At 65.5% G+C, this 13,154-nt stretch carries 11 protein-coding genes; 4 read left to right on the forward strand and 7 right to left on the reverse strand.

Annotated features, from left to right (window positions below; translation table 11 throughout):
- Window positions 1–22: 22 nt before the first annotated feature.
- The 5 genes from C481_RS03545 to C481_RS03565 form a co-directional block, all read right to left on the reverse strand.
- On the reverse strand, window positions 23–853 hold the full coding sequence (locus C481_RS03545; RefSeq protein WP_006107584.1) for a maleate cis-trans isomerase family protein: 831 nt from the start codon (window positions 851–853) through the stop codon (window positions 23–25).
- A complete protein-coding gene (locus tag C481_RS03550; RefSeq protein ID WP_006107585.1) occupies window positions 846–2,516 on the reverse strand; it encodes a hydantoinase B/oxoprolinase family protein in 1,671 nt (556 codons plus the stop codon). The genes C481_RS03545 and C481_RS03550 overlap by 8 nt, the downstream gene beginning before the upstream one ends.
- Window positions 2,513–4,693 carry a hydantoinase/oxoprolinase family protein gene (locus C481_RS03555; RefSeq protein ID WP_006107586.1) on the reverse strand — a complete coding sequence of 727 codons (2,181 nt, stop codon included), beginning with the start codon at window positions 4,691–4,693 and terminating at the stop codon, window positions 2,513–2,515. Before C481_RS03555 ends, C481_RS03550 begins: the two co-directional genes overlap by 4 nt.
- Window positions 4,694–4,793: 100 nt before the next feature.
- Window positions 4,794–5,999 (reverse strand): Nramp family divalent metal transporter, encoded by a 1,206-nt coding sequence (locus C481_RS03560; protein ID WP_006107587.1) that lies wholly within the window; start codon window positions 5,997–5,999, stop codon window positions 4,794–4,796.
- Window positions 6,000–6,140: 141 nt separating this feature from the next.
- The gene (locus C481_RS03565; RefSeq protein ID WP_006107588.1) at window positions 6,141–6,680 is read right to left on the reverse strand and encodes a ribbon-helix-helix protein, CopG family; all 540 of its coding nucleotides are present in this window, start codon (window positions 6,678–6,680) and stop codon (window positions 6,141–6,143) included.
- A gap of 107 nt (window positions 6,681–6,787) precedes the next feature.
- On the opposite strand from C481_RS03565, the gene C481_RS03570 reads away from it, so the two are divergent.
- Window positions 6,788–8,230 carry an NUDIX domain-containing protein gene (locus C481_RS03570; RefSeq protein ID WP_006107589.1) on the forward strand — a complete coding sequence of 481 codons (1,443 nt, stop codon included), beginning with the start codon at window positions 6,788–6,790 and terminating at the stop codon, window positions 8,228–8,230.
- 173 nt (window positions 8,231–8,403) lie between these two features.
- On the opposite strand, the gene C481_RS03575 is transcribed toward C481_RS03570, so the two are convergent.
- Entirely contained in the window at window positions 8,404–9,129 is a 726-nt protein-coding gene (locus tag C481_RS03575; RefSeq protein WP_083860885.1) for a hypothetical protein, read from the reverse strand.
- A 146-nt stretch (window positions 9,130–9,275) separates the two neighbouring features.
- On the opposite strand from C481_RS03575, the gene C481_RS03580 reads away from it, so the two are divergent.
- Together C481_RS03580 and C481_RS03585 are read left to right on the forward strand one after the other, a co-directional pair.
- Entirely contained in the window at window positions 9,276–9,848 is a 573-nt protein-coding gene (locus C481_RS03580; RefSeq protein WP_049904409.1) for a helix-turn-helix transcriptional regulator, read from the forward strand.
- Window positions 9,849–10,048: 200 nt separating this feature from the next.
- On the forward strand, window positions 10,049–10,702 hold the full coding sequence (locus tag C481_RS03585; RefSeq protein ID WP_006107592.1) for a hypothetical protein: 654 nt from the start codon (window positions 10,049–10,051) through the stop codon (window positions 10,700–10,702).
- A gap of 538 nt (window positions 10,703–11,240) precedes the next feature.
- Here the strand turns inward: C481_RS03585 and C481_RS03590 are convergent.
- Window positions 11,241–11,465: a hypothetical protein gene (locus tag C481_RS03590; protein WP_006107593.1), complete on the reverse strand. Its 225-nt coding sequence runs from the start codon at window positions 11,463–11,465 to the stop codon at window positions 11,241–11,243.
- A 537-nt stretch (window positions 11,466–12,002) separates the two neighbouring features.
- Here C481_RS03590 and ddh point away from each other — a divergent pair.
- Window positions 12,003–13,037 (forward strand): D-2-hydroxyacid dehydrogenase, encoded by a 1,035-nt coding sequence (ddh, locus tag C481_RS03595; protein ID WP_006107594.1) that lies wholly within the window; start codon window positions 12,003–12,005, stop codon window positions 13,035–13,037.
- The last annotated feature ends 117 nt before the right edge of the window (window positions 13,038–13,154 follow it).

Consider the following 13,154-nt stretch of genomic DNA (forward strand, 5'->3'; position numbering starts at 1 on the left):
CAGCGCGTCACCCGCTCGTCGCTTATCGATCGCGTTCGAAGAGCGCTCCCGGTCCGTCGATCGTGAGTCGGTTCTCGCTCCCGCGGTCAGCCTCGCTCGCGCTCACGCTCGTCCTCGCGCGCTCGTTCTCGTTTTCGCGTTCGCTCTCGCTCTCGAAATCGGCAACTCGCGCGAGATCCCACAGCGTCGCTCCGTTGCTCGTGACGACCGGGACCCCGAGTTTCGACTCGAGATCGTCGACGGCGGCGAGCGAACGGTAGTTGGTACACGAGACGAAGATCGCGTCGAGGCCGCTCGAATCGTACTGCTCGACGTGGTCGACCACCTGTTGAAACGCCTCGGTCTCGTCCAGCGCGCCGATGGCCGTGTTTCGCTCGAGTCCGCGCCCGTCGATCGTCGCGACGTCGAAGCCGCTTTGCTCGAGAAACTCCCGTTCTTTCTCGTCCAGGTCGGCAGTGTACGGCGTGACGACGGCGATTCGCGTCGCGTCGATGAACTCGAACGCGCGGACGACGGACCGTGCTGTCGCGACCGCCGGAACGCCCGCCGCCTCCCGAACGGTCGCCTCGAGTTCGGCGTCGAAACCGGGCCCGTGCAACAGGCTGCCGGTCGTGCAGGCGTAGGCGATCGCGTCGACGGCGGCGTGACCGAGCAGTTCGGCCGCGCGGGCCGCGTCGTCGCTCATCGCGTCGAGTTCGTCGGCGGTCACCGACTCGAGGGACATTCGCGCACCGTGGACGGTCACGGGGGCCGGAAGCGCCGCCCGGAACTCCGGTTCGGCCGTCGTGTTCGACGAGGGGACGATCAGGCCGATTCGACCGCGCCGGTTCCCGTCGGGGTCGGCCTCACTCATCGGTATCGGCGTCGTCGGCTGCTGCGTTCACGTCGCGTTCCTCCTCGACTCGCCGGTCGGTTTCGAGCGCCGTGGCGTCTCGCGCCGCTGGCTCGCCGTGGCCGCCGCCGCCCGGCGTCCGGACGGTGACGGTCGTTCCCGCCTCGACATCGACCGTCGTTTTCGCGGGCACCGCCTCCCCGTCGATCAGGTTTTCGCCCGTCGCGCCGCTCTCGCCGCCCGCGACGCCGGCGGGCGCGTGGCGTCGGCGCTCGGTCAAAAGCGATACCGTCGCGTCTCGTTCGACGGTGACGGTGCGCTCGAGTCCACAGCCGCCACGGAACTCGCCGCGGCCGCCGCTGTCCTCGCGCAGCCCGTAGCGATCGACGCGGAGCGGGTACTCCGTCTCGATCGATTCGACGGGCGTGTTGAGCGTGTTCGTCATGCCGACCTGGACGCCGTCCATGCCGTCGCGGTCGGCGCGCGCGCCGAAGCCGCCGGCGATGGTTTCGTAGTAGGTGAACGAGCCGTCCCGCGCGCCGATGGTCAGGTTGTTCATCGTGCCCTGGCCCTGTGCGGGGACGCGGTCCGGCGCGGCGCTCGCAAGCGCGGTAAAGACCACGTCCGTCACCCGCTGGCTGGTCTCGACGTTCCCCCCGACGACCGCCGCGGGGGGCTCCGGATTCAGGAGCGTCCCCTCGGGAGCGCGAACGCTCACCGGCTCGTAACAGCCGTGGTTCGGCGGAATCTCGGGATCGGTGAGACACCGGACGACGAAGTACACCGCGCTCCTCGCGACCGCGAGCGGCGCGTTGAGATTCCCCGCGAGCTGGTCGTCGGTTCCGTCGAAGTCGACGTCGATCGTCGCGCCGTCGACCGTCACCGTCACCGCGAGTTCGATGTCGTCGTCGGTCACCCCGTCGCCCTCGAGCACGTCGGTCGCCTCGTAGGTACCGTCGGGAAGGGTTTCGAGTTCGCCTTCGATGCGGTCGCGCGAGTAGTCGATGACGGCGTCGAATCCCGCCAGAGCGGTGTTGCGGCCGTGTCGGTCGAACAGCGCGGCGAGTCGCTCTTGGGCGCGCTCGTTCGCGGCGAGTTGGGCGCGCAGGTCGGCGCGGCGCTCGCGGGGGTTGCGGACGTTCGCGAGGATGAGCGACCGGATGTCCTCGCGCGGCTCGCCGGCGTCGACGAGTCGCGTCGGCGGGAGTCGCAGCCCTTCCTGGTAAATCTCCTCCGCGCCGGCGGGCATGCTTCCGGGCGTCATGCCGCCCACGTCGGCGTGGTGGGCGCGGGAGACGGCGTAGCCGACGATGTCGCCGTCCGCGGCGAGGGGCGAAACCATCGTCACGTCCGGCAGGTGCGTTCCGCCCCGGAAGGGGTCGTTGAGCACGAACACGTCGCCGGGTTGCGGATCGAATTCGAGGACGGCGTCGACGGCGGCGGGCATCGCGCCGAGGTGGACCGGAATGTGTTCGGCCTGAGCGATCATTCGCCCGTCGGCGTCGAACAGGGCCGTCGAGCAGTCCCGGCGCTCCTTGATGTTCGGCGAGTACGCGCCGCGGATCAGGGTCTGGCCCATCTCCTCGGCGATGCTCTCGAGTTGGTTGCGGAGCACTTCGAGCGTCACCGGGTCGATATCGCCGTCGGTTTCGGCGTTGTCGAGTTCAGTGTCGTCGGTCGTCATTCTTCGGTCACCTCCGCCCGCGTCACGACGAGCGTTCCGTCCGCCAGGCACCGTCCCGTCCACCCCGGCGGGACGACGGCGGTGCTCTCGTCCTGTTCGAGGATCGCCGGGCCGGCGACCGTCGCGTTCGGCGCAAGGCGGTCGCGGTCGTACACGGTCGCCTTTCGGGGTTCAGATTCCGATTCCGGTTCCGATTCCGATTCGAGATCGAAGCCGGGGAAGTGGGCCGTCCGCGTGCCGACGCGGGCGTCGCCGCTCCCCGCGTGATGGACGGTCGGGTCGGTTCCGGGGACGGTCGCCGTCGCGCGGAGGTTGACGACCTCGATCCGTTCGTCCAGCGCGTAGCCGTAGGCGCGCTCGTGAGCCTCGCGGAACCGCCGTGCGATCGCCGCCGCGTCGACCCCGTCCGTCATCGGAACGGCGAGTTCGAAGCTCTGGCCGGCGTACCGACAGTCCGCCGTGCGCTCGACGCGCGCCGCGTCGGGGTCCGACGTCTCCGCGAGCACGTCCGCGACGAGTTCGTCGGAGACGGCCTCGATCGTCGCCGGATCGGCCGTTCCGAGGTCGACGCCGACGGTGCGGACGGCGTCGTAGCTCTCGTCGGCGGCGAGGAGGCCGAACGCCGAGAGGACTCCGCCCGGTCGCGGGACGACGACGCGGTCGACGTCGAGCGAGTCGGCGAGCGCGACGGCGTGCAGCGGCCCCGCGCCGCCGAAGGCGACGAGCGCGAACTCGCGAGGGTCGTGGCCGCGTTCGACGGTGACGCTGCGGATCGTTCGGGTCATCGTCGCATTGGCCACGCGGTAGACGCCGCGGGCGGCCGCGAGCGCGTCGGGAAGCCCGGCTTCGTCGGCCAGTTGCGCGAGGGCGTCGCGGGCCGCGTCCACGTCGAGTGTGAGTTCGCCGCCGAGGGCGGTGTCGGGGCCGATGTAGCCGAGGACGACGTTGGCGTCGGTGACGGTCGGCCGCGTCCCACCGCGGCCGTAGCAGGCGGGGCCGGGCTGTGCGCCCGAGGACTGGGGGCCGACTCGAAGCGCCCCGCCGCCGTCGACCCACGCGATCGAGCCGCCGCCGGCACCGACGGTGTTCACGTCGACCATCGGCGTTCGGATCGGGAGGCCGTCGATTTCGGCGTCGGTCGTCCGCTCCGCTCGGCCGTCGCGGACGAGGCTCACGTCGCTCGAGGTGCCGCCCATGTCGAAGGTGACGAGTCCGTCGATCGCGTCGCCGCCGGGTTCGCCGGCGTCCGCGCTCGCAGCGTCGGTCTTTCCGTCACCGACCGTCGCCGCAGCACCCACGACGCCCGCGGCGGGTCCCGAGAGCGCCGTCGTGACGGCGTGTTCGCGGACGGTCTCGGGGTCCGCGATGCCGCCGTTGGCCTGCATGATCCGCGGGACCGGAATCCCCTCCTCCGCGGCCTCATCGACCAGCCGCCCGACGTAGCGGTCGATCGCCGGCCGGACGTAGGCGTCGACCGCGGTGGTCGACGTGCGCTCGAACTCGCGGAACTCGGCGAGCACCTCGTGGGAGGCCGAGACCGGCACGTCGAGTTCGTCTCGCAGCGTCTCGGTGACGGCCCGCTCGTTCGCCGGGTCGGCGTAGGCGTGCAACAGACAGACGGCGACGGATTCGACCTCCCGGTCGCGAAGCGTCGCCGCGAGTTCGCGCACCTCGTCGGTGTCGACCGCTCGCTCGATCCCGTCGACCGTCGTTCGCTCGTCGATCCCGAAGCGCAACTCGCGCGGAACGAGGGGTGCCGGCTTCTCGACGTCGAGGTCGTACAGCGCGGGCCGGTCTTGCCGGCCGATCTCGAGTACGTCCCGGAATCCCGCCGTGGTGACGAGCGCCGTCTTCGCGCCCCCGCGCTCTAAGAGGGCGTTGACCGAGACGGTCATCGCGTGACCGAATTCATCGATGTCGCTCGGGTCGATGCCCGCCTCGGCGCAGGCCTTTCGAATGCCCTCGAGGACGCCGACGTGTTGTTCGTCCGTCGTCGGCACCTTCGCGGTGACGAGGCTGTCGTCCACGGAGAGGGCCACGTCGGTGAAGGTGCCGCCGACGTCGACGCCGATTCGAACGGCGTCGGTACCGGCGTCGGTTCTCGCGTCTCGAGCGGCCGAGTCGCTGTGTGCCATCGATACGTCCGTGTTCGTGTCAGAGGTGTGTGAATCGCTCATGTCGTCGAATAGGTGGTCGTTCGTGTGCGTGTCCGTGCGTCGTGGTGAGACGAGTTCAGGTGGTGGTCGTGGTGTCGCTGTCGTAGCTGTGGGTGCATGGTCAGGCGAGAAGCACGTCGTACAGCGTCTGTAGCCCGATCCCGATCACGACGAGCGTGACGAACCCGCCGAGTGCGTTCTGGAGCCGGCTGTTGGTGTGCTCGCCGAGCAACCCCTCGTTGTTCATCGCGTAGGTGAGGAAGACGGCGAGGATCGGCAACAGCAGTCCGTTGGCGACTTGCGCGAAGACGATCACGGTGATCGGGTTGTAATCCAGCGCCGAGAAGACGATGCCCGTCCCGAGAATCGTCATCCAGACCGCTCGGAACCGGGTCGCCGTCAGATCGCGCTCCCAGCCGAGCGCGCCGGCCGTCGCGTACGCCCCGGCAAGCGGCGCGCTCATCGAACTCGTGAACCCGGCCGCGAAGAGCCCGATCGCGAAGAAGGTCAGCGCGTAGCCGCCGAAGACCGGCTCGAGCTGCGTTGCCATCGCCCCGACGTCGTCGATTTCGGTCCCGCTGGGAAACACCGCGGCGGCCGTGACGACGATCGACGTCGTGATGAGCCCGCCGATGGCGACCATCAGGATCGTGTCGGTCCGGCACTCGGCGAGATCGGCCGCGCCGTCCCAGCGTTCCTGAACGGTGCTCGCGTGCAAGAAGAGGTTGTAGCCGACGACGGTCGTCCCGATGAGTCCGGCGATCAGGTAGGCCGACCCGTCGGGGATCGTCGGCACGAGTCCGCGCGAGAGCGCCCCCAGATCGGGGCGGACGATAATCGCGTTAATGACGAACGCGAGGCCCATGACGATCACGAGGCCGATGAAGACCCGCTCGATCAATTTGTAGTTTCCCGACCACAGCAAGCCGGCGGCCACGAACCCGATGAGGGGGCCCCAAACGCTCTCGCTCACGCCGGTTATCGTCGCGAGGCCGGCAGCGCCCCCGACGATGTTGCCGGTCTGAAAGGCCGCCGTCCCGATCCCGATCGCGCTCACGACGAGCGCAACGGTCGCGCCCCTCGCGATCGGATTCGAGAACTCGTTTCGAAACGCTTCGCCCAGCCCCTCCGCGGTGATCAGGCCGAGCCGCGCGCTCATCTCCTGCAAGACCATCGTCGCCAGAATCGAAAACGCGATCGTCCAGACGAGCACGTACGCGTACTCGGCACCGATCACGCTCGCCGTCGTCACCGTTCCCGGCCCGACGAACGCGGCCGCGACGAGCGCACCCGGTCCGACCGCTTTCAATCGCTCCCAAAGTCCCATGGTATCTGTCCACACGTATCGCTCTCAGAACGAGCCAAAAACGTTGTTAAGAGTCGCTCATACATGCGCTCCGAGTTCGGTCGCCGATGAGCGTTCGTATGAACTCGTGTGAACGTCCCACGTTCGTCGCGGGCGGGCGGATCAGTCGACGTGCTCGGTGATAATCGCCTTCGAGACGCCCTGCTCGATATCGATCTCGGTCGGGAACGTGGCGGTGCTGCGCTCGATGAAGCGCGTCATGAACCAGCGGATCGCCTCCGACGGAAAGACGAGGTGATAGTCGGCGTCCTCGCGGCGTACTTCGAGAAAGCCGCAAAACGAGAGCCACTCGAGAACCTCGCCGACCGTCTCGAACCGATCTGCATACTCGCGAGAATGGTACTCCGAAACGCGGTCGGCCGCCTCGACGAACGCCGGATCCGGGTCGCCGCCGTCGTAACAGAACTCGAGAAAGGCGTGCAGAAAGTCGACGTCGAGCAACACGTGCTCTCCCGACGCCAGCATCCGGTAGTACTGTTCTAGGTTGTCGCTGGGCTGTTGATTCGCCGCCTCGAAGTTCGCCGCGTAAAAGGCGAGCGCGCGGCGGACGGCCTCGCTCTGCCCGGCACCCGTCTCGGTCACCAGCGTCTCGAGGGCGGCCGCCGACTCCTCGTCAAGCGATACCGTTACGCGCCGTGTCATACTGACTCGTCGAACTCGAGACGGGTATAGCTCACGTCATCCGCGCAGCGGTTGCATTCCCAACCCGCTCGAACCCCGATCCCGAAAGCGATTCCCCCGTTGCCGCCATGGAGTCGGATATGAACGACGCTTCGGATGCGACCGACGACACCGACCCGGCGACGGAGCCGACCCAGGCCGATGTCGTCACCGCCTTCCTCCGCAACCGCGGCGAGATCCTCCTCTTGTGTCGCAGCGACGCCGTCGGCACCTATCCGGGCCAGTGGGGCGGCGTCTCCGGCTTCGCCGAGGACGATCCCGACAGCCAGGTTCGCACCGAAATCCGCGAGGAAACCGGCCTCGGCGACGACGATTACGAACTCGTCCGCGCCGGTCGTCCGGTGACGGTCACCGATCCGGATCTCGATCGCGAGTGGACCGTCCACCCGTACCTCTTCGACGTGGACCACCGGGAGATCGACCTGAGCGAGGAACACGACGAGTTCAGGTGGCGCTCGCCGACGGCAATTGTCGATCCGGCCGACGACCGCGAGACGGTGCCGGCGCTGTGGCCGGCCTACGAGCGGGTGGCCCCGACGGTCCGATCGATCGCAGCGGACGACGAGCGCGGTGCCGCGGCCCTTTCGATCCGCGCGCTCGAAGTTCTGCGGGATCGGGCGGGGTTGCTGGTCGCCGAGCGGGACGACGGCGGGGGCGGGAGCGAAGCCGCGGACGGAAACGAGGAGGCGACTGCTCAGCCCGAAGACGAATGGGATGAACTCGCGGCGCTCGCGGGCCGGCTGCTCGAGGCTCGGCCGTCGATGGCCGTCCTCCGAAATCGGGTTAACAGGGTGATGGCGGACGCGAGCGGGACAACTGATACTGAGAGCGATACGACCGCCGCCAGCGTCGGCGCACCGGCCGTTCTCGCCGCCGCCGTCGCCGGTATCGACCGCGCGACGGCCGCCGACGAGGAAGCCGCGGCGGCCGCGAGCGAGTTCACCGAGGGCACCGTGATGACCCTCTCGCGGTCGGGAACCGTCCTCGATGCGCTGCGGAACGGGTCGCCGTCGCGGGTGTTCGTCGCCGAATCCCGACCCGCGCGAGAGGGGATCGACGCGGCCGAACGCCTGGCTGCCGAACTGGATTGTCCAATCGCGGTCCACACCGACGCCGCGGTCGCCCACGTGCTCGCGACCGAGGCCGTCGACCGGGTGCTCGTCGGCGCGGATACGATCCGTCCCGACGGTGCCGCGGTGAACAAGACCGGCACGCGAACGCTCGCCGTCGCCGCCGATCGGGCGGACGTACCCGTGACGGTCGTCGCCGCCGCTGATAAGGTCTCGACCCGCGAGGACGTGAACCTGGAATCCGGCTCCCGGAACGCCGTCTACGACGGCGAGTACAGTCTCGACGTTCTGAATCCGACGTTCGACGTGACGCCCGCAGAGTACATCACCGCGTTCAGTACGGAACGGGGCGTGCTCGACGCCGCAGACATCGAGGCGGTCGCCGACGAGTTCACCGAACTCGCGGACTGGCGCGAACACGATCCGTCGGCAGCGGAGTGATCGCCGAACTCGGTCGTCGAGCGTCCGTTCTCCGTTGCGCCGACAGTGACAACTGAGCACCTCACGTGTGTCGAGATCCGTGTAGAGGTACGTGTAGCCATCCATCGACTCTTTTGCTTCCGATTTCCGCGGGAGACATTTTGATTTTATGCGGGGTTGTAAACGGGAGTCTGTCAGGAAGTCCGGTCAACAATCTCGGTTGTATTCAGCTTACCAGTTACATCGACCGTGGCCGAATCCTGCCGAACGTTCTCCCAATCAGTAACGCCCGTAACCGTACTATTCGCTAGATCGACGTCGACCGTGTACTTCAGATTGTGGCGGTCGGTTGCGCCAGACTGTCGAACGTGCACAACTGCGCGGTCTTCGACGTAGTTAGAATCACGCTCTATGGTTACTAACCCGTCTCCTTGATCGTTAGTGGTATTGTCTCTGATGGCCAACTCGCCGTTCGTCCCGTTGGGTTGAGTGACGACATCGAACGATCGCTGATCGGACGCGGAGGCGTTCAACTGCTGAACCGGCTCGACCGAGAGTTCGTATTCATCCATACCGTCGAGTGCCTGCGCTACCGTTTCATTAGTTACCGCAATTGTCCGTGCCTGCTCTCGTTCGTCGTCGGTCAGCGGTTGATCTTCCGTCGTCCGGATCGTAAACTGGCCGGCCTCGGTCTCTTTAATCGTAATCTCGCTTACATTGGAGAGATTCTTCACGACCGTTTCCGATTCGCTACCGGCTGCGAACGTGATGTTCTCTTCGGATACGGTAAGTTCAGCTGTCGAACCCGTGTTTGAAAGCGATTCGGTCACGCCGAGGGCAGTTCCAACCCCTGCTAACCCGACCCCAATCACGGCAAGCCCGACGAGGACAAGAAGGCGAGAGCGGATCACTTCGTTCATGCTGGCATATTTAGCTGAAAGACCACATCAATACGAGGGTGAAATGCGTTCGAAACCAGTTGGAAACGCGTTTCAGGCCCGTTCCACGCCACATTACGGCCGTATAATCGGTAGACATAAAGTTTAGGTGTCAGCTATAACCCTCCATGAAATTTCGGCCCCTCCAACACGTACATCTGCTGGCAGCAGTCATTTTCATCGCTGCCATCCTCGTTTTGACCGTTCAGTTGATCATCCCGTCTCCGGTGATGGTTTCGATCGGCGAGGACGGCGCACAGACGACGAGCGTTGGCGAGTATTTCACTTACCGCGAGGTGGCCGTCGTCGTCGTTGCCGCCTTCGTTTGTGGGGTCAGCGGTACGTACCTCGTCTTTCACAACCAAGCGCATACGCTTGTCACGCAGAATCGGTCGAGGACACGGCCACGCGTCGAGACGAACGGTGGTGTCAAGACGCCGCCACAGCAACCCGAGCGCGCGAGAGAGGACTCGAAGTTGGAGGAAAAACGGTGGGAAGAGACACTCGACAAGCTCTCGAACAATCAAGAAACAATCTACGAGTTGCTGGTCGAGGCCGACGGAGAGTTGCCACAGCGCAAGCTCGTCGAGAATACCGATCTCTCGAAGGCGACCGTCAGTCGCACACTCGACAAACTGGAACACCGACGGCTCGTGGAGCGACGACGGAGTGGCATGGGGAATACGATTCGCCTCCAGTGACGATCTACGGACTTGAAACCGGTGGAAACGGCTTTAAACGCGTTTCAAACGGCTTTCGAACCCGTTTCCAATCAAGGTCTATGAGGTCTTTCAGACAACGTGTGAGCGAGGCGAATCGGGATAAAACGGCCGTGGTCCCTCGCTGACTAACGCGTTGATATCGGCCCTCCTGTCTCGGTTCACCCCTACGAATCGAAACTATGAGAGACAACGTACTCACGCTCGCGGTCGTGGCGCTGCTTGCCCTCGGTGCAAGCGGTGTCGCCGCCGCGAGTATGCACGCCTCGGCTGCCGACACAGCGTCGGCTACTGCATTGCCAGCCAACTACACTGTCGACGTCGTCAATCCCGATGCGGTGAGCGACGAGGAAGTCGATCAGGCTATCGAAACTGCTTGGGCGAACGACGATGTCCAGAGCTACTTCGACGACGGTGCCGCCGTCCACTTCGAAGCATGGGCTTCGGAGTTCGACGACGACAGCATCCTCGTCGAGGTCCAGTCACAGGAAGCGCCGAAAGACACGCGCGTTATCGCCGATGTCGATATCGACCGGCAGACGGTCGCGTCGGTTGATGAGCCGGTGCGGATCACCGTCCCGAACGCGATTTCGATCAATGCTTCCGACTACGATATTCGGTGGGTCGACGGCGATGAACCCGGGTTGGAGCATGAGAACACAAGCGGTAACGAAACCGTCGTGCGATACACCGCTGATCAGGACCCTCAAATTCGGTTCGACGAGACATCGATGGAATGTGACGGCGACGGGACGTTCGACGTCGAAATCGCGGACGATAATGGAACGGTCTCGGACCTGTTCACCGGAAAGATCGTTCGATTCGAAACTTCGTAGTTGAAGTGACGGACGACAGCGACCACCACCAACTGCCGCTAACGTAGGTCTCACGGCTCCGTTCCCCCTTCTGTAAGCGGTGCGTTGTAGACGACGTAGAGTGACCACCTTGGTGACCTCACCGCCCACTACCTCTCGATATCGGTGCAAGAGACGGAGACCAAGTGGAAGACGACATTTGCCTCGAACCCTCGTACGGAGAACGGGGTTACGGCGGCGGTGGTAGCGCTCCGTAAACGTTCGAACGAGACTCGCCCTTCGGACTGAAATAGCTCTGACTCTGACCGGTATATCCCAGCATAGACGCACTCCTTCAGCGGATCCGAAATTCGAGACGACCGGTAGCGGTCGTTCGAACCCCGTCGAGAAACGCTCCGTTCGGGGTGTCCGGACCGCGTTTACTCGGTCGTCGCGTTTGCGGGCCGAGTTGTAGCGGCAGGTGGGGTTCCGATGGTTGTGGTGGTCCTTTCGGCTCTTACCGCCAACTCGGCTGGCCGCCGCGACCCGAGTTCAGTTCGGACGAACTCGTCTCGCGGTCTTACTCCGAGTCGGGTTCGGATTTCGTCTCGACGACGGGGGCGACGCGACAGCCGCAGGGACCGGCGACGGCTTCGCCCGGCCCGATCATGGTCCGCCGGACGATGGGCGTGTTACAGCGCGGACAGCGCGGGAACGTGCCATCATCGTCACTCGGCTCAGACTCCGCATCGGTCTTCGCGTCCGGCGAGTCATCCGGTCGGTCCGACGTGAACTCGTCGGTCATGTTGCATCTCCGCTGAACTCGGCGGATGAGAATCGAACGCCGGCGGCTACGTGTGCGGTCCAACGCGTCAATCGTGCGGGATGTTTATATTCCGTGAGAATGTACGCAAACATGGCTTCGAACGGTCGCAAGTTGGAAGCCACGTCTCGGGTGTCCTAGACCCGGGACATTTCACGTCCATTTAGCGGCTTCCGTTCTAATTGTTAACTGGTAGGGCCTTATATCTACCGCTCACCGCGAGGAAGGAGGGTTGATCTGACAGAGTGCAGCCGCTTTCCTCGATTGTGGGGTCGAATCGAACGCGGTTATGAAAACGTGCCAACTGCTCCCCTCGAGGGCGTGCAGGCGAGACTGCTAGACGGGACCGACAGACGGAAAGTCATCCGCCGAGTACGCCCTGTCGGCGGCCGTGACGAAGTGTTACCCCCACCGAGCCCCTTGTGACGAGGGTTTTTCCCGAGCCGCCTTTCAGAATCACCAGTCGAGAGCGCCGGCACTGTGCAAAGCTTGAACGTCCGTTCGTTCGTACCACCGCGTATGCCCACCCGCGAACCGAACGCAGCAGACGCGGACGCAGACACGGACACGGACGCGAAACCGAACGCAGACACCGACGCACCCGCGAACACAGCCCCTCCCGCTATCGACCTCGACCACCTCGGCGTTCACAACTCGGTCTCCACCGTCTTCCCACCGACCGAACTCGCGACCGAACTCGCCGACCTTCCCACTTCCGCGACCGTCGACGTGATCGGCGACGACCAAATCGCCGACTGCGACGCCGTCGTCACCCTCGACCACCGCGAGGCGTTCCTCGACCTCGACTGGGTACACTCGATCCAGGCCGGCGTCGACCGCTTCCCCTTCGACGAGTTCAGGGCGAACGACGTCGTCCTCACCAACAGCACCGGCATCCACGGTCGGTCCATCGGCGAGACCGTCGCGGGCTATCTCCTCTCGTTCGCGCGCCGTCTCCACACCCACGTCGCCGCCCAGCAGGATCGCCGCTGGGATCGACCCGAGTGGGACGAGGCGTTCACGCTCGCCGGCAAGACGGCCTGCGTCCTCGGCACCGGCACGCTCGGCAGCGGCGTCGCCGAGGTCCTCGGCGCGCTCGGGATGCGCGTGACCGGCGTTCGACGGTCCGCCGATCCCGTCCCCGGCTTCGAGGAAGTCTACGCGACCGACGACCGCCGCGACGCCATCGCCGACGCCGAGTTCGTCATCGTCACGCTCCCGTTGACCGACGACACCCACCACCTGGTCGACGCCGACGCGTTCGACGCCATGCGCGAGGACGCGTATCTCGTCAACGTCGGCCGCGGCCCCGTCGTCGACGAGGACGCCCTGATCGACGCGCTCGAATCCAACTCGATCGCCGGCGCGGCGCTCGACGTCTTCGAAACCGAACCGCTCCCCGACGACTCCCCGCTATGGGGGATGGACGAAGTGATCGTCACCCCCCACTGCGGGGCCTTCACGGTGGACTACTTCCGGGGCGTCGCCGAACTCGTCTTCGAGAACGTCGAGCGACTCGCGGACGACGAGCCGTTCGTCAATCGGATCGTCTAAGAGACCGATCGTCTTCGAAAACTAACTTCGGCCAAAACGGATGGTGAAAGCCGTGTCTCGGTTGACTGGGTTATCTCCCGGTAGCGCATCCGCGAGCGAAGCGAGCGGTTCACCGCC

Origin of the sequence: Natrialba asiatica DSM 12278 (assembly GCF_000337555.1) — an archaeon.
GTDB lineage: Archaea > Halobacteriota > Halobacteria > Halobacteriales > Natrialbaceae > Natrialba > Natrialba asiatica.

Coding starts and splice junctions, on each gene's coding strand:
- C481_RS03545 (WP_006107584.1), bottom strand. CDS start 853: ATGAGTGAGGCCGACCCCGACGGGAACCGGCGCGGTCGAATCGGCCTG.
- C481_RS03550 (WP_006107585.1), bottom strand. CDS start 2,516: ATGACGACCGACGACACTGAACTCGACAACGCCGAAACCGACGGCGAT.
- C481_RS03555 (WP_006107586.1), bottom strand. CDS start 4,693: ATGAGCGATTCACACACCTCTGACACGAACACGGACGTATCGATGGCA.
- C481_RS03560 (WP_006107587.1), bottom strand. CDS start 5,999: ATGGGACTTTGGGAGCGATTGAAAGCGGTCGGACCGGGTGCGCTCGTC.
- C481_RS03565 (WP_006107588.1), bottom strand. CDS start 6,680: ATGACACGGCGCGTAACGGTATCGCTTGACGAGGAGTCGGCGGCCGCC.
- C481_RS03570 (WP_006107589.1), top strand. CDS start 6,788: ATGGAGTCGGATATGAACGACGCTTCGGATGCGACCGACGACACCGAC.
- C481_RS03575 (WP_083860885.1), bottom strand. CDS start 9,129: ATGAACGAAGTGATCCGCTCTCGCCTTCTTGTCCTCGTCGGGCTTGCC.
- C481_RS03580 (WP_049904409.1), top strand. CDS start 9,276: ATGAAATTTCGGCCCCTCCAACACGTACATCTGCTGGCAGCAGTCATT.
- C481_RS03585 (WP_006107592.1), top strand. CDS start 10,049: ATGAGAGACAACGTACTCACGCTCGCGGTCGTGGCGCTGCTTGCCCTC.
- C481_RS03590 (WP_006107593.1), bottom strand. CDS start 11,465: ATGACCGACGAGTTCACGTCGGACCGACCGGATGACTCGCCGGACGCG.
- ddh (WP_006107594.1), top strand. CDS start 12,003: ATGCCCACCCGCGAACCGAACGCAGCAGACGCGGACGCAGACACGGAC.